Origin of the sequence: Cupriavidus taiwanensis (assembly GCF_900250115.1) — a bacterium.
GTDB classification, from domain to species: domain Bacteria; phylum Pseudomonadota; class Gammaproteobacteria; order Burkholderiales; family Burkholderiaceae; genus Cupriavidus; species Cupriavidus taiwanensis_B.
Window position 1 is genome coordinate 83,953 of the sequence record NZ_LT984803.1, and the last position, 18,955, is coordinate 102,907.

Annotated in this window: 21 protein-coding genes; 12 read left to right on the top strand and 9 right to left on the bottom strand. The window is 69.9% G+C overall.

Annotation, left to right across the window (positions count from 1 at the left end; translation table 11 throughout):
• Positions 1-957 (bottom strand): transcriptional regulator GcvA, encoded by a 957-nt coding sequence (locus tag CBM2586_RS00415; RefSeq protein WP_115663363.1) that lies wholly within the window; start codon positions 955-957, stop codon positions 1-3.
• Between the two features lie 248 nt (positions 958-1,205).
• Between CBM2586_RS00415 and CBM2586_RS00420 the strand changes: the two genes are divergently transcribed.
• The 9 genes from CBM2586_RS00420 to pcp all read left to right on the top strand — a co-directional run bounded on the left by CBM2586_RS00420 (position 1,206) and on the right by pcp (position 8,624).
• Positions 1,206-1,574 carry a DUF2917 domain-containing protein gene (locus tag CBM2586_RS00420; RefSeq protein ID WP_115663362.1) on the top strand — a complete coding sequence of 123 codons (369 nt, stop codon included), beginning with the start codon at positions 1,206-1,208 and terminating at the stop codon, positions 1,572-1,574.
• A 157-nt stretch (positions 1,575-1,731) separates the two neighbouring features.
• Positions 1,732-2,460: a lipoyl(octanoyl) transferase LipB gene (gene lipB, locus CBM2586_RS00425; protein WP_115663361.1), complete on the top strand. Its 729-nt coding sequence runs from the start codon at positions 1,732-1,734 to the stop codon at positions 2,458-2,460.
• Positions 2,461-2,500: 40 nt separating this feature from the next.
• Positions 2,501-3,505 carry a lipoyl synthase gene (gene lipA / locus CBM2586_RS00430; RefSeq protein WP_112776097.1) on the top strand — a complete coding sequence of 335 codons (1,005 nt, stop codon included), beginning with the start codon at positions 2,501-2,503 and terminating at the stop codon, positions 3,503-3,505.
• A gap of 216 nt (positions 3,506-3,721) precedes the next feature.
• On the top strand, positions 3,722-4,369 hold the full coding sequence (pxpB, locus tag CBM2586_RS00435) for a 5-oxoprolinase subunit PxpB (RefSeq protein ID WP_115663360.1): 648 nt from the start codon (positions 3,722-3,724) through the stop codon (positions 4,367-4,369).
• Entirely contained in the window at positions 4,366-5,385 is a 1,020-nt protein-coding gene (locus CBM2586_RS00440; protein WP_115686593.1) for a biotin-dependent carboxyltransferase family protein, read from the top strand. The genes pxpB and CBM2586_RS00440 overlap by 4 nt, the downstream gene beginning before the upstream one ends.
• A gap of 34 nt (positions 5,386-5,419) precedes the next feature.
• Positions 5,420-6,160: a 5-oxoprolinase subunit PxpA gene (gene pxpA, locus CBM2586_RS00445; protein ID WP_115686594.1), complete on the top strand. Its 741-nt coding sequence runs from the start codon at positions 5,420-5,422 to the stop codon at positions 6,158-6,160.
• Between the two features lie 107 nt (positions 6,161-6,267).
• On the top strand, positions 6,268-6,996 hold the full coding sequence (locus tag CBM2586_RS00450) for a DUF969 domain-containing protein (RefSeq protein WP_115663357.1): 729 nt from the start codon (positions 6,268-6,270) through the stop codon (positions 6,994-6,996).
• 10 nt (positions 6,997-7,006) lie between these two features.
• A complete protein-coding gene (locus CBM2586_RS00455; protein ID WP_115686595.1) occupies positions 7,007-7,957 on the top strand; it encodes a DUF979 domain-containing protein in 951 nt (316 codons plus the stop codon).
• Positions 7,958-7,973: 16 nt separating this feature from the next.
• A complete protein-coding gene (pcp, locus tag CBM2586_RS00460) occupies positions 7,974-8,624 on the top strand; it encodes a pyroglutamyl-peptidase I (RefSeq protein ID WP_115663355.1) in 651 nt (216 codons plus the stop codon).
• A 26-nt stretch (positions 8,625-8,650) separates the two neighbouring features.
• Here pcp and CBM2586_RS00465 read toward each other — a convergent pair whose 3' ends face one another.
• From CBM2586_RS00465 to CBM2586_RS00485, 5 genes are all read right to left on the bottom strand, one after another.
• Entirely contained in the window at positions 8,651-9,901 is a 1,251-nt protein-coding gene (locus CBM2586_RS00465) for a VanZ family protein (protein WP_115663354.1), read from the bottom strand.
• 18 nt (positions 9,902-9,919) lie between these two features.
• Complete coding sequence (locus tag CBM2586_RS00470; protein ID WP_428979500.1) at positions 9,920-10,570, bottom strand: ABC-type transport auxiliary lipoprotein family protein; 651 nt, start codon at positions 10,568-10,570, stop codon at positions 9,920-9,922.
• Between the two features lie 67 nt (positions 10,571-10,637).
• Positions 10,638-11,582, bottom strand: coding sequence for an MlaD family protein (locus tag CBM2586_RS00475; RefSeq protein ID WP_115663352.1), 945 nt, complete (start codon positions 11,580-11,582; stop codon positions 10,638-10,640).
• Positions 11,579-12,439, bottom strand: a complete 861-nt coding sequence (locus CBM2586_RS00480) for an ABC transporter ATP-binding protein (RefSeq protein WP_115663351.1) — start codon at positions 12,437-12,439, stop codon at positions 11,579-11,581. Before CBM2586_RS00480 ends, CBM2586_RS00475 begins: the two co-directional genes overlap by 4 nt.
• A complete protein-coding gene (locus CBM2586_RS00485; protein ID WP_115686597.1) occupies positions 12,436-13,566 on the bottom strand; it encodes an MlaE family ABC transporter permease in 1,131 nt (376 codons plus the stop codon). Before CBM2586_RS00485 ends, CBM2586_RS00480 begins: the two co-directional genes overlap by 4 nt.
• 239 nt (positions 13,567-13,805) lie before the next feature.
• On the opposite strand from CBM2586_RS00485, the gene CBM2586_RS00490 reads away from it, so the two are divergent.
• Genes CBM2586_RS00490 through CBM2586_RS00500 form a run of 3 tightly spaced genes read left to right on the top strand, consistent with a single transcriptional unit; the run spans position 13,806 to position 15,749 of the window.
• Positions 13,806-14,639, top strand: a complete 834-nt coding sequence (locus CBM2586_RS00490; protein WP_240987880.1) for a biotin--[acetyl-CoA-carboxylase] ligase — start codon at positions 13,806-13,808, stop codon at positions 14,637-14,639.
• The gene (locus CBM2586_RS00495) at positions 14,636-15,484 is read left to right on the top strand and encodes a type III pantothenate kinase (protein ID WP_115686598.1); all 849 of its coding nucleotides are present in this window, start codon (positions 14,636-14,638) and stop codon (positions 15,482-15,484) included. The genes CBM2586_RS00490 and CBM2586_RS00495 overlap by 4 nt, the downstream gene beginning before the upstream one ends.
• Positions 15,485-15,524: 40 nt before the next feature.
• Entirely contained in the window at positions 15,525-15,749 is a 225-nt protein-coding gene (locus tag CBM2586_RS00500) for a hypothetical protein (protein ID WP_115663347.1), read from the top strand.
• Positions 15,750-15,764: 15 nt separating this feature from the next.
• Here CBM2586_RS00500 and rfaE2 read toward each other — a convergent pair whose 3' ends face one another.
• The 3 genes from rfaE2 to CBM2586_RS00515 all read right to left on the bottom strand — a co-directional run bounded on the left by rfaE2 (position 15,765) and on the right by CBM2586_RS00515 (position 18,952).
• Positions 15,765-16,259, bottom strand: coding sequence for a D-glycero-beta-D-manno-heptose 1-phosphate adenylyltransferase (rfaE2, locus tag CBM2586_RS00505; protein WP_115663346.1), 495 nt, complete (start codon positions 16,257-16,259; stop codon positions 15,765-15,767).
• A gap of 352 nt (positions 16,260-16,611) precedes the next feature.
• Complete coding sequence (locus CBM2586_RS00510; protein ID WP_115663345.1) at positions 16,612-17,475, bottom strand: ferritin-like domain-containing protein; 864 nt, start codon at positions 17,473-17,475, stop codon at positions 16,612-16,614.
• Between the two features lie 187 nt (positions 17,476-17,662).
• Entirely contained in the window at positions 17,663-18,952 is a 1,290-nt protein-coding gene (locus CBM2586_RS00515) for a patatin-like phospholipase family protein (RefSeq protein ID WP_115686599.1), read from the bottom strand.
• Between the last annotated feature and the right edge of the window lie 3 nt (positions 18,953-18,955).

Below are 18,955 nucleotides of genomic sequence, written 5' to 3' on the forward strand. Positions count from 1 at the left end.
TCACTCCCACTGCGCCAGCACCTCGCGGAAGCGCTCGATCTCGGGCAGCAGCCAGCCACGGAACGCCTGCACCTTGGGCAGGTTCAGCGAGCCGGGCGCGCACACGAAGTACAGCAGCCACGGGCACGGGATGCTGACCTCGAACAGCCGCACCACGCGCCCGGACAGCAGGTCGTTGCACGCCAGCGAAGAGCGGATCAGGGCGATGCCCTGGCCTTCCGAGGCGGCCTGCAGCAGCAGCGACGAATCTTCCAGCAGCAGGCCCTTGCGCGGCTCCGGCCAGTCCAGCCCGGCGGCCTCGAACCACGGCTTCCACGGATCGCCCTCGCCACGCAGCAGCGGCATGCCCGCCATGTCCTGCGGCCGCTGCGGCAGCTGCCCGCCGTTGAAGGAAGGGCTGCACACCGGGAAGAACACGTCGTCGAGCAGCCGCTCCACATACAGGCCGGGATAGTCGCCGCTGCCCATGCGCAGCGCGATATCGACCTCTTCGTGCGCAAAGTTGACCAGCGTGTTCGACGACAGCAGCTCGACATCCAGCTCCGGGTGGCGCTCGATAAAGCTGCCGATGCGCGGCGTCAGCCAGCGCGCGGCGAACGACGGCATGGTGCTGATGGTCAGGCGCTTGTCGCGGTTGCCGGCCTGCAGCGCGCGCGTGGCATCGGCGATCTGCAGCAGCGCGTCGCGCACCCGCTCGGCATAGAGCCGGCCCGCCGGGGTGAGCGCCACGCGCTTGCCATGGCGCTCGAACAGCGGCATGCCCAGTTCCTCTTCCAGCGCGCGGATCTGGTGGCTGACCGCGCCGTGGGTGACGAACAGCTCCGTGGCGGCGCGCGAAAAGCTCTCGTGCCGCGCCGCGGCTTCGAACGCGCGCAGCGCGGTCAGCGCCGGCAGACGCGGCAACTCGCGGTGCCAGCCGCGCGGCAGGTCTTTCTCCCAGGCGCTCTTCCAGGCCATGGCCGCCTCCAGACGATCGGTGTTATGTGAGATTGTCTAACAAGAACAAAGAAAATATATCGTTTTGATAGTGGCCGGGCAATCACTAATATTCCCTCACCGGCCCCCGCAGTTGCACCCTTCTTCACGGCGATATTCGCAGGATTTAACTGGCCTGGTCCCCTTGCCGGGCCAATTCCTGCAACCCGCCGCGAATCCGTGCTGCGTCTGGCGTATCCCCGCCAGGGCCGGCTGAACGGAGAACCACCATGAAAACCGTGCTCACAACGACCGAGTTCACCCTGAATCCTGGCGAAGTCACGACGCTGTCGGTGCATGCGGCCCAGCGCCTCCATATTGCCGAGGCGCGTGGCACCGATGTATGGCTGACCCGCGAGAATGATTCGGAGGACTACTGGCTGCGTTGTGGCGGCAGCCTGCTGCTGCGCCCGGGTGACGAGGTGGTGCTCAGCATCGACCCGCGCGCGCTGCATCCGGTGCGCCTGGCGCTGATTGCCGAGGCCCGCCGCCCGGCGCTGGCGCTGGCCGACCTGCCGCACCTGGTGTACCGCAGCCTGCGCCGCCTGGTTCGAGGCACCGAGTGGACGCCTAACCAGGACCGGGTCACCGCCTCCTGAAGCGAGGCACTGCGGGGCATCGCCAGCGTCGCGCCGGGACCGGGGGCATCTGCGCCTGGTCTGGTCGCGTGACCGATCTGGCGGTTTCCCGCCGCGGGCCCCCTGAAGGGGCAAGTCGGGGCCGGCGCAAGCCGGCCCTTTTCGTTACACTCTCGCCATGCATCCGATTCAAGTCATCGAACGCGGCCGCGAGGACTATCAGCCGTGTTTCGACGCGATGCGCGCCTTTACCGCCGCACGCACTTCCGCGACGCCCGACCAGGTCTGGCTGGTCGAGCATCCACCGGTCTACACGCTGGGCCAGGCGGGCGACCCCGCGCACCTGCTGGCCCCGGACGAGCGGATTCCGGTGGTGCAGATCGACCGTGGCGGGCAGATCACTTATCACGGCCCCGGGCAGGTGGTGGCCTATCTGCTGCTGGACTTGCGCCGTCGCCGGCTGATGGTGCGCGAGCTGGTGCACGGCATCGAGCAGGCGGTGCTGGACACGCTCGCGGCGTATAATCTCGCAGCCGAACGCAAGCCCGGCGCCCCCGGCATCTACCTGTCCGGCGGGCCGCACCAGGGCGCCAAGATTGCCGCGCTCGGCCTCAAGATCCGCAACGGCTGCAGCTACCACGGCGTCAGCCTCAACGTGCAGATGGACCTGTCGCCGTTCCTGCGCATCAATCCCTGCGGCTATGCCGGACTGGAAACGGTCGACATGGCGACTGCCGGGGCCACCTGTCCGGTGGCGGATGCCGACGGCGCGCCCGTGCCCGTGACGGCGGCAACACAACCCGAGATCGCACAGCGCCTGGCGGCTGCACTGTGCGAGGTGCTGGCAGCGCACGAGGCTCGCGTGCTGGCGGCTGAAGAACCTGCCGCCCCGGCCCTGGCCTCCTAGTCAAAAGCGAAATGCACGCCGAGCGCGTGCGGAGAAATGTATGAGCGACGCACTGATCGCCCCGATCGCATCTTCCAGCGAAGCGCCGCAGTCCCCCGCGGAGCAGTACGACCCGACCCGCAAGCAGAAGTCGGCCGACAAGACCGCGCGCATTCCCATCAAGATCGTGCCGGCCGAGAAGCTGAAGAAGCCGGACTGGATCCGCGTGAAGGCCGCCACCGGCAATTCGCGTTTCTATGAAATCAAGGACATCCTGCGCGCCAACAACCTGGTGACGGTGTGCGAGGAAGCCAGCTGCCCGAATATCGGCGAATGCTTCGGCAAGGGCACGGCCACCTTCATGATCATGGGCGACAAGTGCACGCGGCGCTGTCCGTTCTGCGACGTCGGCCACGGCCGCCCGGACCCGCTCGATGTGAACGAGCCCGGCAACCTGGCCCGCACCATCGCCCAGCTCAAGCTGAACTACGTGGTGATCACCAGCGTCGACCGCGACGACCTGCGCGACGGCGGCGCCCAGCACTATGTCGACTGCATCTCGCAGACGCGCGAGCTGTCGCCCGATACCCGCATCGAAGTGCTGGTGCCCGACTTCCGCGGCCGCCTCGACAAGGCGCTGGACATCCTGCAGGCATGCCCGCCCGACGTGATGAACCACAACATGGAAACCGTGCCGCGCCTGTACAAGCAGGCCCGCCCGGGCGCCGACTACGCGCACTCGCTCAAGCTGCTGCAGGAGTTCAAGCGCCGCAACCCCAACGTGCCGACCAAGTCCGGCCTGATGGTCGGCCTGGGCGAGACCGACGAGGAAATCCTGGAAGTCATGCGCGACATGCGCGCGCACGACATCGACATGCTCACCATCGGCCAGTACCTGGCGCCGTCGAACCACCACCTGCCGGTACTGCGCTACGTGCATCCCGACACCTTCAAGATGTTCGAAGACGAGGCCTACAAGATGGGCTTCACTCACGCTGCCGTGGGCGCGATGGTGCGCAGTTCGTACCATGCCGACCAGCAGGCGCATCAGGCGGGGTTTGCCTGAAGCGGTTGGTTAGCGGATGGAATAAGAAAACGGCCGGGGATTCCCCGGCCGTTTTTGTTTTGGGCGCCCCACGCCCTCCTAGGGTCAACCCCGACTGTGCTCGCACGGTGCATTTCGATATGATGAATTCATCGATAAATTATCGATGAAATACAAAGACGTCACATTCCCGCTCGTCTGCCTACACTGGGTAGCAAGTGCGCTACCGGGACTCTCATGAACTGCACCGTCCATCGACTTGCCGAGCAGGCGCTGCTGTACAGCATCGCGCCGCCCGCCTCGCTGGCCGTCCAGCGCCGCATCTGGGCCATGGCCGCGCGTGCCGCGGACTGGCGCGGCGTGGTCGACGTGGTGCCGGGCATGAACAACCTCACCGTGATCTTCGACGGCAGTGCCGACGTCGACGCGCTCGAGCGCAACCTGAAGCTGGCGTGGGCCTCGGGCGAGGCGCGCAATGCGACCGGCAAGCTGGTCGAGATCCCGGTGCGCTACGGCGGCGCGCATGGCCCGGACCTGGGCGACGTCGCCGCGCATACCGGGCTGACGCCGCAGGAAGTGGTGCGCCGCCATGCGGGGGGCGAGTACGTGGTCTATTTCCTCGGCTTCCAGCCGGGCTTTGCCTATATGGGCGGGTTGGCGCCGGAACTGGCGACGCCGCGCCGGCGCGAGCCGCGGGTGGCGGTGCCGGCCGGGTCGGTCGGCATCGGCGGCGAGCAGACCGGTATCTATCCGGCGGTGCTGCCGGGCGGCTGGCAGCTGATCGGGCGCACCGACGCCCAACTGTTCGTGGCGGACCGCGAGCCGCCGTCCCTGTTTGCGCCCGGTGATACCGTGCGCTTCGTTGCCGAGGAAATCATCGCGTGATCGAGATCCTTCGTCCCGGCGCGCTCGCCTCGGTGCAGGACCTGGGCCGTACCGGCTTCCGCCGCTTTGGCGTGGGCCGCTGTGGTGCCATGGACATGCTGGCGGTGGAAGTCGGCAACCGCCTGCTTGGCAATGCGCCCGGCTGCGCCGCCATTGAATTCACGCTCGGCCGCGCCGCCGTGCGCTTCCATGCCGATATGCGCGTGGCCCTGGCCGGCGCCGAATGCGGCGCCAACCTGGATGGCATGCCGGTGTGGTCGTGGCACGCGTTCGACGCGCACAAGGGCGAGACCCTGACGCTGCCATCGACACGCGGCGGCACGCGCGTGTACCTGTGCGTGGCGGGCGGCATCGCGGTCGAGCCGGTGATGGGTTCGCGCAGCACCGACCTGAAGTCCGGTTTCGGCGGGCTGGGCGGCCGCGCGCTGCAGGAGGGCGACCGCCTCCCCGCGGGACGCCCGGGGCTGGCAGCCGAAACCGACTGGATCGGCGTACAGGCGCCGGCGTGGGCGCTGCCCGCGGCGGTCGAAGGCAAGGCCACGGCGATCCGCATGCTGCCGGGCCCGGAATACGAGGATTTCGACGCGGCCTCGCAGGCCGCGCTGTGGCAGGCTGACTGGACCGTCACGCCCAACAGCAACCGCATGGGCCTGCGCCTCGCCGGCCCGCCGCTGGCGCGGCGCCCCGAGCGCAGCGCCGACCTGCTCTCGCATGGCGTGATGCCGGGCGTGATGCAGGTGCCGCCGGCGGGCCAGCCGATCGCGCTGATGGCCGATGCCCAGACCACCGGCGGCTATCCCAAGATCGGCGCGGTGATCGGCGCCGACCTGTGGCGGCTGGCGCAGGTGCCGCTGGGCGCGCCGGTGCGCTTCCTGCAGGTCACGCTGGCGCAGGCCCAGGCGGCGCAGGATGAACTGGCGCGCTACCTGCGGCAGATCGAGCAGGCGCTGCAATGGCAGGGCGATGGCATGCCCATTGCAGCGCGGCGGCGCACGCGCACGCGAGCGGCAGCATAAGGAAGGCGCCAGGGCGCCGCACAGGAGAATGGCAATGCAGATCGATTTGAACGCGGATCTTGGCGAAGGCTGTGGCAATGACGAGGCGCTGCTGGCGCTGATCAGCTCGGCCAATATCGCCTGCGGCTGGCATGCCGGCGACGCCGCCACCATGGTGCAGACGGTGAAGTGGGCGCTTGAGCGCGGCGTGGCGATCGGCGCGCACCCGAGCTATCCGGACCGCGACAACTTCGGCCGCACCGAGATGCAGCGCGACCCGGAGCACGTCTACGCCGACGTGCTGTACCAGATCGGCGCGCTCGCCGCGATCGTGCGCGCGCATGGCGGCGTGCTCCATCACGTCAAGCCGCATGGCGCGCTGTACAACCAGGCCGTGCGCGACCCGGCGCTGGCGCGCGCGATCGTGCGCGCGGTGCGCGACTTCGACGCCGACCTGGTGTTCTTCGGCCTGGCCGGCAGCCAGATGATCGACGTGGCGAAGCAGGCCGGCCTGCGCGTCAGGCAGGAGGTCTTTGCCGACCGCGGCTACAACTCCGATGGCACGCTGGTCAAGCGCGGCACGCCCGGCGCGCTGCATGAGGACGAGGAAGTTGCGCTGGACCAGACCCTGACCATGGTGCGCGAGCAGCGGGTGCGCGCCATCGACGGCAGCTGGGTACCGATTCAGGCCGAAACCGTGTGTCTTCACGGCGACGGCGCCCACGCGCTGGCCTTTGCGCGCCGCATCCGGGAACGGCTGGGCGCAGAGGGCATCGCCATCCGCGCCGGCGACTGAGCGCGTTCATCCGCATTCCCGCCGGCATCTTCCCCACGCGACCTGCCCCGTCACGCGTCACGACGGCTGCTGTCCGCGCGCCTTCGTTATCTTCGTCTGGTGTTTCCATGGAACAGGCAGTCAACCTTTGGCCCCTTGTCGGGGTCGGCGTCATCATCGTCGGCTTCGTGCTGCGCTTCAATCCCATGCTGGTGGTGGTGCTCGCCGCGCTGGCCACCGGGCTGGCCGCGCCAATGCCGCTGATGCAGATCTTCGCCGCGATCGGCACCGCCTTCGTCAAGGCGCGCAACCTGCCGCTGATCATCCTGCTGCCGCTGGCGGTGATCGGCCTGCTGGAGCGGCACGGGCTGCGCGAGCATGCGCAGGCATGGATCGCGCGCATCGCCTCGGCCACGGTCGGGCGCCTGCTGATCGTCTACCTGGGCGTGCGCGAGCTGACCGCCGCGATCGGCCTGACCAGCCTTGGCGGCCATCCGCAGATGGTGCGCCCGCTGCTGGCGCCGATGGCCGAGGGTGCGGCCGAAAACCGCTTCGGCCACCTGCCCGAGCCGGTGCGCCAGCGCGTGCTGGCCTTCTGCGCCGCCACCGACAACGTCGGCCTGTTCTTCGGCGAGGACATCTTCGTCGCGTTCGGCGCGATCGCGCTGATGCATACCTTCCTGCTGTCGTCGAACATCGAGGTCGAGCCGCTGCATATCGCCGTATGGGGCATCCCCACCGCGATCTGCGCGTTCCTGATCCATGCCGTGCGCCTCAAGCGTCTGGACGGATGGCTCGAGCGCGAACTGGGCGGCAACGCAGCCCGCACCGCCGTGCCGGCACAGGGCGCAGAGTAAGGAGCACGCCATGATTATCTCGATCGAATACCTGTACTGGCTTGCCGGCCTGGTGCTGGCCATCACCGCGCTGATGACCTTCACCGACCGCGCCCATCCGCGCCGCCTCAGCACCGGCCTGTTCTGGCTGCTGTACGCGATCGTGTTCCTGGTCGGCGACCGGCTGCCGCCGGCGGCGGTCGGCGTCGGCGCGGTGGTGATGGCGCTGATCGCGGGCTTCGGCGGCGTCGGCCACGGCAGGCACGAGAGCCTGCCCGAGGCCGAGCGCCGCGCCAGCGCGAGCCGTCTCGGCAACAAGCTGTTCATCCCGGCGCTGCTGATCCCGCTGGTGACCGTGATCGGCACCATGCTGTTCAAGGACGTCAGGATCGCCGGCGTGCCGCTGCTGGACCCCAAGAACGTGACCTTCGTCTCACTCGGGATCGGCTGCCTGGTCTCGCTGGCGGTGGTGTGCTGGCTTACGCGCGACACCGTGGCGCAGGGCCTGCGCGAGTCGCGCCGGCTGACCGAGTCGCTGGGCTGGGCGCTGGTGCTGCCGCAGATGCTGGCAATGCTGGGACTGGTGTTTGCCGACGCGGGCGTGGGCAAGGCGGTGGCGCACCTGACCACCGCCTATATCAACCTGGACTACAAGCTGGTGGCGGTGGCGGTCTATTGCGTCGGCATGGCGCTGTTCACCGTGATCATGGGCAACGGCTTCGCCGCGTTCCCGGTGATGACCGGCGGCGTCGGCGTGCCGATCCTGGTCGGCATGTTCGGCGGCAATCCGGCGGTGATGGCGGCGATCGGCATGTTCTCGGGCTATTGCGGTACGCTGATGACGCCGATGGCGGCCAACTTCAATATCGTGCCGGCGGCGCTGCTGGAACTCGACGACAAGAACGCCGTGATCCGCGCGCAGGTGCCGACCGCGCTGGCGATCCTCGCGGCCAATATCGTGCTGCTGTACTGGCTGATGTAAGCGCAGGAGCCCCGCCATGCCTACCGTACTGCTGACCGGCTTCGAGCCGTTCGAGGACGAACCGGTCAACCCGTCGTGGGAAGCCGTGCGCGCGCTCGATGGCGAGCGCGTCGGCGACGCCGTGATCGTCGCGCGCCAGCTGCCGTGCGTGTTCGGCGCCGCGCTCGCAGCGATCGGCGAACTGCTCGATGCGCTGCGGCCGACCCTGGTGATCGCCGTCGGCCAGGCCGGCGGGCGCGCCGAGATGTCGGTCGAGCGCGTGGCGATCAATGTCGACGATGCGCGCATCGCCGACAATGCCGGCGCCCAGCCGATCGACACCGCCATCGTCGCCGACGGCCCGGCCGCCTACTTTGCCACGCTGCCGATCAAGGCGATGGTGCGCGACATGCGCGCGGCCGGCGTGCCCGCATCGGTATCGCAGAGCGCCGGCACCTTCGTCTGCAACCATGTGTTCTACGGGCTGATGCACCGGCTGGCGCTGCAACCCGACGGGGCGGCGCGGGGCGGCTTTATCCACATTCCGTATTTGCCCGAGCAGGCCGCGCGCCATCCGGGCCAGCCGAGCCTGGCGCACGAGACCCTGGTGAAGGGCCTGCGCACCGCGGTGGCCACCGCGCTGTCGACCCGCGCCGACGTGCGCGAGCAGGGCGGGCAGCTGCACTGAGCGTCGGCGCGCACGGCCGCGCCGGCTTATTCCTGCAGGTTGGCCGCGGCCGCCCCTCGGCGTGCCGCGGCTTTCTTCATCGCATGGCGGCGCAGGCTGACCTGCTCGAAGCGCCAGATCACATAGCAGAACGCCAGGAATGGCCACAGCCAGCCGAGCCACTGCGCCAGGCTGTTGAAGTGGATGAAGCGGCCCATGCGCCAGCCCTGCTCCGAGATCCACGCGTAGGGGTTGGACGGCAGCACGTTGGTCAGCGCCACCAGCACGATCAGCGCCGCCATCGCCAGCACCGCGCGCAGCCAGCGCGGCAGGTACAGCAGCAGCGCCAGCACCAGCGAGCTGGTCAGCAGCGCGAAGCGCCCGCCTTCGGACAGCCACACGAAGGCGCTTTCGGTCGGGAACTGCAGCTCGGCCGCGGTCGCCTTGAGCAGCAGCGCCGCCGCCAGCAGCCCGGCCAGGATGCGCAGCATCGGCGCGCTGCGCCGCATCGCGATCGAGGCGAACAGGCCGGTGCCGACCCAGCTGCTGGCGGTCACCAGCGATTCCAGCAACTGCTGGCTCTGCATGTCCTCGGGCCGCAGGCCGATATGGTCCTGCCACGCCTCCAGCTGCGGGAACACCATCTGCAGCACCTGCATCGGCCAGGATTCCGGGTCGGTCAGCCATTCGCGCACGATGCCGCCCATGCCGAACAGGTGTTCCTGCGGAAACACCTGCGCAAACGGCCACAGCAGCAGCAGGATGATGGCAAAGCTGGCATGCGGCTCGAACCACGCATGGCGCAGCCGCGTCAGCCGGCCGTCGTCGATCAGTGCGCGCGTGAACGGCGCCGCCACGGCGCCGCCGAGCAGCGCCCCCAGCGCATTGGTGATCAGGTCGATGTTGGACGAGATCCGGCTGGGCAGCCAGGTCTGGAAGGCCTCCATGCAGGCCGACAGCAAGGCGCCCGCGACCAGCGCCACCAGCGTGGCGCGCCCGCCCGACACGCGCGGATGCAGCGACAGCACCACCAGCGCGCCGAACGGGAAATACCCGAGCACGTTGGTGAGCAGGTCGAAGTCGGTGATATAGCGCGGCTTGGGCGCGCTGACAAAGGCAAAGGGCGAGACGCCGTTGTCGATCCAGCCGGAGAACGGGTACAGGCTGGCATAGATCACCAGCAGCGTGAAGCAGAGCAGCCCCACGCGCGCCAGCGGCGAGTGCTGCGGGCCCGTGGTGGCGGGCGTTGGCTGAGCCGCCGGCGGCGGCGCGGAGAGCGGCGGGGGAGCCGGCTCCATGGCAGATCTCCTGTTGCTTTACTTTAGCTGCAGCGTGCCGATCCAGTCGAGCAGCGCGGCAATCACGGCATCGCTGGCCTCGGCCAGCGCCTTGACGCCGCCGGCGCCGTCGGCGCTGGGCGCGGGCCGGCGCGCCTCGAAGGTCTGCTGGCCGAGCATGCCTTGCCGGTACACGGTGGCGCGCAGACGCACCACGCCCGCGCTGGTGGTGGCGCTGTCGAACACCTGGTCGAACTCGAGCAGGTCGACCTTCAGCGCCGGCGCGCTGCTGTCGCCAGACCAGCCCAGCGTGCCGCGCGCGGCCACGGCCTCGCGCAGGCGGTCGTCGAACAGGCGCGTGGGCGACATCACCCAGCGCTGCGTGGCGTAGGCCTGTAGGCGCTGCGCCTGGGCGTACTGCAGCCGGTAGAACAGGGCATTGCCGTCCAGCCAGTTGGGCCCGTCGGTCTGCGCCACGCGCAGTTTGGGCAGCGGCGCGGGCGCAGGGTTCCCGCTGCCGGACGCCGCGCTGGTGGCGACGGCCGGGCCCAGGTCATAGGTGATGGTCGGGTCGGCGCGCGTCAGCGCGCAACCCGACAGCGCCAGCCCGGCGCAGCACAGCAGCAGGGTCGCGCGCAGGCGGGCGGGGGTGGAGCGCAGCAAGCGTGGCATCTCGGTCGCAGGGTTCACGGCGGATTCTCGCGGTTGGCGTTTGGCGTGATCGAGGGGGCGGGGGCGGTGCCGCATGCCGGCCGCGCTACGGGGCCGCGCTGAAGCCGGGCTCGCCCGGGCCCGGCGCGGGCGCGGGCGCGCCGAACAGCACGCTGCTCGGACTCTCGTTGAACTGGCCGGCGGCGCGCTCGAAGCTGCGCGCGGTCTGGCGCGCGTCGCGGGCCAGGCCGTTGAGCTGCGGCAGGGTCTCTTCGCTGAAGGTGCCCGCGGCCGACTGCACCGACGCGGCCGCGCCCTGCAGGTCGCGCCCGACGCTGTCGACGGTGCGCATCACGGTGCCGTTCGGATTGGCCAGTTCCTGCGTCAGGCGCCGGGTCGATTCCAGCGTCGCGTTCAGGTTCTCGGCCACTTTCGGCAGGCGCTGCGCGGCCGGCGCGAGCGAATCGGACAGGCGCGAATAATCTTCGGCGGTCTTGCGCACCGAGCGGATCGCCGCCATCAGCTCGTCGCGGTTGGCGCCCCGGAACATGTCGTTGAGCGAGCCCATCAGGGTCTCGGCCTGGGTCAGCAGCGAATCGCCGCGCTTTTCCAGTTCCTCGAAGAAGCCGGGCCGCATGGCGATGCGCGCCACCGCCCGCGGCGAGGTCGGCAGCGGCGGCGAGCCGGCCGCGCCGTCGTGCGCGGCGGAGTCGTCGAGCTGCACGTAGGCAATCCCGGTCACGCCCTGGAAGCCCAGCGTGGCGTAGGTGGTGCGCGTGATCGGGGTTTCGCGGTTGACGTTGACGCGCACGATAATCTGCCCCGGCACCTGCGGATCGAACTTGATCGACTCGACCTTGCCCACCGCCAGCCCGCGGTACTTGACGTCGGCCTGCGGGCCCAGGCCGTTGACGGTGGAGCGGGTGATCAGGTCGTACGGCACGCGCACCGCGTGGTCGCTGCTGAACCAGAAGATCGCGAACAGCACCAGCACGGCCAGGCCGATGGTGAACACGCCGGCGAGGAAGGCGTGGGACTTGTTTTCCATCATGCTTCTCCAGGGGGCGGCGCCGCGGTCTGCCCGGGCTGGGGCAGCGCCTGCAGGGCGCGCTGGGCGCGCTCGCCCAGGAAATACTCGCGGATGAAGGGATGGTCCACCTTCACCACCTGCGGGATCGGCGCGGCCGCGATCACCTTGTGGTCGGCCAGCACCGCGACGCGGTCGGACAAGGCCACCAGCGTGTCGAGGTCGTGCGTGATCATTACCACGGTCAGGCCCAGCTCGCGGCGCAGCTCGCGGATCAGCGCGACATAGTCGTCGGACGCCATCGGGTCCAGGCCGGCCGTGGGTTCGTCCAGGAACAGCAGCTCGGGTTCCAGCGACAGCGCGCGCGCCAGCGCCACGCGCTTGATCATGCCGCCGGACAGGTCCGACGGCATCTTGTCGGCATCGCGCGCCGACAGTCCCACCAGCTGCAGCTTGAGCAGCGCCGCCTGGCAGATCAGGTTGTCGGGCAGCGCGCGCAACTCGCGCAGCGGCAGCGCGATATTGTCGATCACCGACAGCGCCGAGAACAGCGCGCCGCGCTGGAACTGCAGGCCCCAGCGGCTGCGCAGCGCCTGCAGCTGGGCCGGGCTCAGCCGCGCCGGGTTCTCGCCGAACACCTTGATGGTGCCCGAGGTGGGGCGCTCCAGACCGACGATCTGGCGCAGCAGCACGGTCTTGCCGCTGCCCGAGCCGCCGACGATCGACAGCACCTCGCCACGGTAGACGTCGAGGTCGACATGGTCGTGCACCACCGCCTTGCCGAAGCGCTTGACCAGGTCGCGCACCTCGATCACGGGGGTGCGGTCCGACGCGTGCCGCGGCGCGCCTGGCTGGGTGGGGTTAGCCGGCGCCGCGCTCACAGGCCCACGTCCTTGAACAGGATGGCAAAGACCGCGTCGGCCAGGATCACGATGGTGATCGCGGTCACCACCGAGGCGGTGGTGCCTTCGCCCAGGCTCTGGGTGTTGGGCCTGATGCGCAGGCCGAAGTGGCAGGCGGTGAGCGCGATCAGGATGCCGAACACCACGCCCTTGCCCAGCCCCAGCCACAGATTGGCCACCGGCACCGCATCGGGCAGCTCGCGCAGGAAGAAGGTGGCGCTGATGCCCAGCTGCATGCGCGCCGCCAGCATGCCGCCGGCCAGCGCCATCACGTCGGTCCACGCCACCAGCAGCGGCATGGCGATGGCCAGCGCGATCACGCGCGGCATGATCAGCCGGAAGCCATGCGAGATGCCCATCACGCGCATCGCATCCAGCTCTTCGGTCACGCGCATCACGCCGATCTGCGCGGTGATGGCCGAGCCCGAGCGCCCCGCGATCAGGATCGCGGCGAGCACCGGCCCCAGTTCGCGGATCACCGCCATGCCCAGGATGTTGACGATGAAGGTGCTGGCGCCGAAGGTGCGCAGCTGGTTGGCCGACAGGTACGACAGCACGATGCCGATCAGGAAGCCGACCAGCGCCGTGATCCCCAGCGCCTTGTAGCCGACGTTGTAGATGTTGGCCGAGATCTCGCGCCACGGGCCGCGCTGCGGCATGCGCGCGAAGCGCAGCAGGTCGAACGCCAGCTGGCCCAGCATGGTGATGCCATTGGCCAGCTGCGCCCCGAACGACAGCACGTTGGCGCCGAACAGCGTGACCGGGTTGAAGCGGTCCACCATGTGCTTTTTCCAGCCCTCGTCGTGCACCGCGGCGATGCGCTCGAACACGCGGCGCTGGCCCGCGCTGGCCTCGAGCCGCTGCGGCAGCGCGCCGTTCCAGGCCTGCCACAGCAACTGCCCGCCGATATGGTCGAGACGCTCGACCCCGGCCAGCGACCATTGCGCGTGGTCGGGGGCCTGCGCCAGCTCGCGCAGCTGCGCGCGCAGCTGTCGCGCCTGGCGGCAGCCGGCCAGTGCGAGCGCGGTCCAGTCGCCACGCAGCTGTACGCTGACGGTTCCGTGCCCGCGCGTGATCTGGAAGTCTGGCGTCGTCTGGCGTTCCAATGGCTAGCGATGTGATGGCCGAGTCTCGATTCTAAGCCACGTGCCCGGCTGGCGCGACCGCGCCGTGCCTGACAGCATGTCCGGGCGCGCGGCACGGCTACAATGCGGCATCGGCCGCGCGCGCCGTTTGCAGGCCGGAATCCCGCCTGTGCCGACGCGCTCGCGCCTATCCAGCCCCTTTGCCCCCTTTGCCGCGCATGTCCGCCATTCCTCCGAATCCTCCCGATGCTTCCGTCGCCATGTCCTGGCGCATCGATGCCGGCGCGCTGCGTGCCATGCTGTCGCCCGCGCTGCGCGACTGGCGCCTGGAACTGGTCGAGGAAACCGGCTCGACCAATGCCGACCTCACCGCGCTGTGCCGCCAGGCGCCGTGGTCCGATGCCGGCACGCTGCGCCTGGCCTATCGCCAGACCGCCGGGCGCGGGCGCCAGGGCCGGCCGTGGCAGGGGCAGGCCGGCATGACCTTCTCGGTGGCATTGCCCCTGGCGCTGGCGCCGGCGCAGCTGAGCGGCCTGAGCCTGGCGGTGGGGCTGGCGCTGGCCGAGGCGCTGGGCGACGTCGCCCCGGCGCTGGGCGCGCGGGTCGGCCTGAAATGGCCCAATGACCTGCAGATCGACGGCCGCAAGCTGGCCGGCATCCTGATCGAATCGGTGCCGGCGGGCCCGCAGCGGGTCTGGGCGGTGATCGGCATCGGCCTGAACCTGGTGCGCGATGCGCGGATGGAGGCCGCGCTGGGGCGCGAGCTGGCCGGCGTGGCCGAGGCCATGCCGGGCTTCGATGCCGGGCGCGATGCGCCGCGCCTGCTGGCCGCGGTGCTGGAGCGGCTGGTGGCGATGCGCGCGGACTTCCTCGCACATGGCTTCGGGCCGATGGCGCGGCGCTGGTCCGCCGCCGATGCCTACTGCGACCAGCCGGTGCGGCTGCTGCACGACGGCCAGGTGATCGCCGAAGGCATGGCGCGCGGCGTCGACGAGGCCGGCCACCTGCTGCTGGAAACGCCCGCCGGCATGGAGCGCATCGCCAGCGGCGAGCTGTCGCTGCGGCCCGCTCCGGGCCAGGAAGGACACGCATGAACCCGCCGCGCCTGCTGATCGATATCGGCAATACCCGGCTCAAGTGGGCGTGGTGCGACGCCGGTGCGGCGCTGCCTGCCACCGCAGGCATCTGTGCGCTGCCGACGCCGTGGCGGCACGCCGGCGCGGTGGCGCATGCCGACAACGGCGCGCTGCCAGCCCTGGCCGCCGAGCTGCGGGCGCTGTGCGCCGCCGGGCCGCTGCCGTCGGTGTGGATCAGCAATGTGGCCGGGCCGGTGATCGCCGCCGCCGTCGATGCCGCGCTGGCCGACGCCTTCGGCGGCTGCGCGCCGGTGCAGTGGGTGCGCAGCACCGCCGCGCATGGCGATCTTGCCAACGGCTATCGCGAACCGACCCAGCTCGGCGTCGACCGCTGGACCGGCGCGGTCGGCGCACACCGCTGGCTGCCGCGTGACACATTGCTGGTGGTCACCGCCGGCACCGCCACCACGCTGGACATCGTCACCGTGGCCGAGGATGGCGCGCGCTTCGAAGGCGGGCTGATCCTGCCGGGGCTGGCGCTGATGCTGGGCACGCTGGCGCGCAATACGGCGCAGCTGCCAGCGCTGGACGTGGGCGAGGCCGGCAGCGTCGCCGGCGCACAGCGGCGCTGGGCCGACAACACCCACGACGCCATTGCCGCCGGCTGCCTGGCCGCGCAGGCCGGCGCCATCGAGCGTACCTGGCGCGCGCTGGGCGAGCGCGGCGACGCTGCGCGCCCGCCGCGCTGCCTGCTGTCCGGCGGCGCGCGCTTCGCGCTGGCGGGAGCGCTCGCGGTGCCGTTCGTGATGCACGATAATCTGGTGCTGCTCGGCCTGCATGCGATGGCCATGGCCGACGCGTGACGGCGCCACGTTCCCTTATCCATCAACACCCGGCCCAGCCATGATCACCCCCGTACTGCCACGCTCGCTGCGCATCGCACTGCTGTTGCTGCTGATCGCCAACGCAGTGCTGCTGGCCGCGGTGCTGGGCGCGTTCGGCGCGCAGCCACTGTCGGGCTGGTTCGAATCGCCGCGCGAGCCGCACCGTCTGGAGCAGCAGGTGCGGGGCGAGCGCATGCGGCTGCAACCCGTGCCGGCCACGCCGGCGTCGGCGCCGGGCGCGTAGCGCAGGCGCGGCGGTTCAGCCGCCCTGGCGCACCCGGGTTAGCAGCTTGGTGGTCGAGCGGTCGTGCAGGAAGGGGATAGCGTAGGCCTGGCCGCCCCAGCTGCGCACCAGCCGGGTTTCTTCGAGCGTATCGATGTCGTAGTCGCCGCCCTTGACGTAGATGTCGGGGCGCACCAGGCGGATCAGTTCCACCGGCGTCTGCTCGCGGAACATCGCCACCAGGTCGACCGACGCCAGCGCGGCCAGCAGCGCCATGCGGTCCGATTCATGGTTGAGCGGGCGGTCGTCGCCCTTGCCCAGCATCTTGACCGAGGCATCGCTGTTGACGCCGACCACCAGGCTCGCGCCCAGCGCGCGCGCCTGCGCCAGGTAGGTGGCATGGCCGCGATGCAGGATGTCGAAGACGCCGTTGGTAAACACCAGCGGGCGCGGCAGCGCGGCGATGCGAGCGGCCAGTGCGGCGGGGTCGTCGGCGGGAGTCAGCTTGGATTCGAAAGCGGGTACGGACATGGATCAGGGCCTGGTATGGGTGGAGGCCGGCCCCGTGGCGGAGCCGGCGCGCTTGGCCGAATGGTACCTGTTCTTGCGCGCCGCCCCGGCCCTGGCTGGCGCCGTGGCGGCACTGGCAACGGCACGGTAGCGATGTAGTAGCCGGCTACTACCTGCGCGGCCGCTGGCGCGCTTATCATCCGCGGCACCGTATTTCCGGGAACAGGAAAACGGCGTAGCACCCTGCCCGCCAGGGCCGGACCCGATCCGGCGCGCCGCCACGGGCCGCATTTGTCGGGAATGCGTGAAGGAAAAAAGAAGATAAAAAAATGCCCCGCTTCGGCGGGGCATTTTTTTGTCCGGGGCCGGTGGCTCAGGCCTGCGCCGGGCCGGCCGCGCCGGCGCCTTGCAGGCTGGCGTTCAGCTCCTTGCGGTAGCGGTTCAGGTCCTGCACGGTTTCGAAGGTGCGTTCGAACAGCAGCGACATGTTGTGCAGGATCCGTTCGATGACCTTCTTCTCCCAGCCTTCGTCGAAGCGGATCTGCTCGTCCAGCCATTTCTCGAGCCAGTCGGGATCGGGCAGGCGCGACTGCACCGTGTCGTTGGGGAACAGCGCCTTGTTGACGTGCAGATTGGTCGGGTGCAGCGGCTTCTCGGTGCGGCGCGCCGACGCCATCAGCACGCCGATCTTGGCGAAGGCCGCGCGCGCGCTGTCGCCGAACTGCGCCAGGTACTTCTTCATGTAGCGCAGGTAGGCGCCGCCGTGGCGGGCTTCGTCCTGCGACAGGGTGCGGTAGATATGCTTGATCACCGGTTCGGTGTGCCATTCGGCGGCACGGCGGTACCAGTGGTTCAGGCGGATCTCGCCGCAGAAATGCAGCATCAGCGTTTCCAGCGGCGGCGCCGGGTCGAACTCGAAGCGAACCGCGTGCAGTTCTTCCTCGGTCGGCACCAGGTCCGGGCGGAAGCGGCGCAGGTACTCCATCAGCACCAGCGAATGCTTCTGTTCCTCGAAGAACCAGATGCTCATGAACGCCGAAAAGTCAGAGTCGTGGCGGTTGTCGCGCAGGAACATCTCGGTCGCGGGCAGGGCGGACCATTCCGTGATCGCATTCATGCGAATGGTCTTGGCCTGGTCGTCCGTCAGCATGCTGGCGTCGAAGGTGTCCCAGGGGATGTCCTTGTCCATGTGCCAGCGGACGGCTTCCAACGATTTGAACAGTTCGGGGTAGAGCATGGTAAGCCTTTGAAATTACGGGCAGATTCTACCAGATGCGAATTATTATCTTCTCCTTCTTTTAGGTCGGATCGGGGCAAATGCAACGCTTTGATCGGGGTTTCCGGCGCTTTCTGCATTTTCCGGGCGATCAGCGCCGCGGCGTCGCGCCAAAGCGCCAGCGGCGGCATGATGTGACGGCGGCAACTCAGGGTGATACCGCCTGCTCGGCCGCGTGGTCGCCCGCAGGGGGCGCCGCGGGGGGCGCCGCGGGGGCCGTGCCGGGGACGATGCCGTAGAGGAAGGCGGCCAGCTCGTCGGCCTGGGCCGCGGCGTCGCGCTCGCCCAGCGCGATCAGCGCCTGCGTGAAGGCCGGCTCGAACAGCAGGTAGCTGGCGAACGCGGCGCCGCGCGCCTCGGTGCCGCCCAGCGGCGCCAGCAGCGCGCGCACGGTGCGCGGCAATTGCTCCTGGTGCTCGGCGGCGATGGCCTCGATCGGCTCGCTCGGCGCCACCGTCATCACCTGCACCGGGCGCCAGCCCTCGCGGTCGCCGGCGACTTCGGGCATGCGCGCCAGCAGCCGGTTGATGTGCAGCAGGCGCTCCAGGTCGGCGTTCAGGCCGTCCAGGAAGATGCTGGCCAGCGCCTGGCCGCCCACCTGCGCCAGCGACGGATAGCCGCCCCCCGGCATGGTGTCGAACCAGCCCGAGCGCTGGCGCGAGGCCGCGCCGATCACCAGGATGCGCGACGCCCCCAGGTGGATCGCCGGCGACAGCGGCGACATCTGGCGCATGGTGCCGTCGCCGAACCACTCGTGGTGGCCGTCCAGCTCCAGCGGCATGGCCGGAAACAGGAACGGGATCGATGACGATGCCAGCAGGTGGTCCACCGTGATCTGCGCCGGCACCGCGATGCGCTGGCTGCGGTGCCACGGTTGGATGCGGTGGTGCGACTGATAGAAGGTCACATGGCGCCCGGTGCTGTACGACAGCGCCGTGACCGCGAACGCCTGCAGCGCGCTGCTGTCGAGGCTGGCCTGCACCCGCGCGGGCTCGAACAGCTCGCCCAGCATGCTGCCCAGCGGCGTGTTGTCGAACAGCGCGCGCGGCGCGCGCCGCTGCGTGGCCCAGCCCAGCGCCAGCGCCGACAGCCAGCGGGCCCCCGACACGCCCACGCGCAGCACATCGGTGCGGTACACCTCGTCGGCATGGATGCCGTGCCAGAGCGCGCCCAGGCTCTGCGTCGCGGCCTCGAAGTCGCCGGCATGGATAGCCAGCCCCGCCGCGTTGATGGCCCCGGCCGACGTGCCGGCGAGGATGCCGAACGGCAGCGCGGCCTGGGCCTTGCCGTGGCGCGCGGCGATGCGCGCCACGCCGTTGAGCACCCCGGCCTGGTAGGCGGCGCGTGCGCCGCCGCCCGTCAGGATCAGGGCGGTGGCGGCGGGATTGGGCCCGGACGGGGACGCCGCAGGAGGCAGCGGCAGCGAATCGCGGTGCATCGG

Coding starts and splice junctions, on each gene's coding strand:
- CBM2586_RS00415 (WP_115663363.1), bottom strand. CDS start 957: ATGGCCTGGAAGAGCGCCTGGGAGAAAGACCTGCCGCGCGGCTGGCAC.
- CBM2586_RS00420 (WP_115663362.1), top strand. CDS start 1,206: ATGAAAACCGTGCTCACAACGACCGAGTTCACCCTGAATCCTGGCGAA.
- lipB (WP_115663361.1), top strand. CDS start 1,732: ATGCATCCGATTCAAGTCATCGAACGCGGCCGCGAGGACTATCAGCCG.
- lipA (WP_112776097.1), top strand. CDS start 2,501: ATGAGCGACGCACTGATCGCCCCGATCGCATCTTCCAGCGAAGCGCCG.
- pxpB (WP_115663360.1), top strand. CDS start 3,722: ATGAACTGCACCGTCCATCGACTTGCCGAGCAGGCGCTGCTGTACAGC.
- pxpA (WP_115686594.1), top strand. CDS start 5,420: ATGCAGATCGATTTGAACGCGGATCTTGGCGAAGGCTGTGGCAATGAC.
- CBM2586_RS00450 (WP_115663357.1), top strand. CDS start 6,268: ATGGAACAGGCAGTCAACCTTTGGCCCCTTGTCGGGGTCGGCGTCATC.
- CBM2586_RS00455 (WP_115686595.1), top strand. CDS start 7,007: ATGATTATCTCGATCGAATACCTGTACTGGCTTGCCGGCCTGGTGCTG.
- pcp (WP_115663355.1), top strand. CDS start 7,974: ATGCCTACCGTACTGCTGACCGGCTTCGAGCCGTTCGAGGACGAACCG.
- CBM2586_RS00465 (WP_115663354.1), bottom strand. CDS start 9,901: ATGGAGCCGGCTCCCCCGCCGCTCTCCGCGCCGCCGCCGGCGGCTCAG.
- CBM2586_RS00475 (WP_115663352.1), bottom strand. CDS start 11,582: ATGATGGAAAACAAGTCCCACGCCTTCCTCGCCGGCGTGTTCACCATC.
- CBM2586_RS00490 (WP_240987880.1), top strand. CDS start 13,806: ATGTCCTGGCGCATCGATGCCGGCGCGCTGCGTGCCATGCTGTCGCCC.
- CBM2586_RS00495 (WP_115686598.1), top strand. CDS start 14,636: ATGAACCCGCCGCGCCTGCTGATCGATATCGGCAATACCCGGCTCAAG.
- CBM2586_RS00500 (WP_115663347.1), top strand. CDS start 15,525: ATGATCACCCCCGTACTGCCACGCTCGCTGCGCATCGCACTGCTGTTG.
- rfaE2 (WP_115663346.1), bottom strand. CDS start 16,259: ATGTCCGTACCCGCTTTCGAATCCAAGCTGACTCCCGCCGACGACCCC.
- CBM2586_RS00510 (WP_115663345.1), bottom strand. CDS start 17,475: ATGCTCTACCCCGAACTGTTCAAATCGTTGGAAGCCGTCCGCTGGCAC.
- CBM2586_RS00515 (WP_115686599.1), bottom strand. CDS start 18,952: ATGCACCGCGATTCGCTGCCGCTGCCTCCTGCGGCGTCCCCGTCCGGG.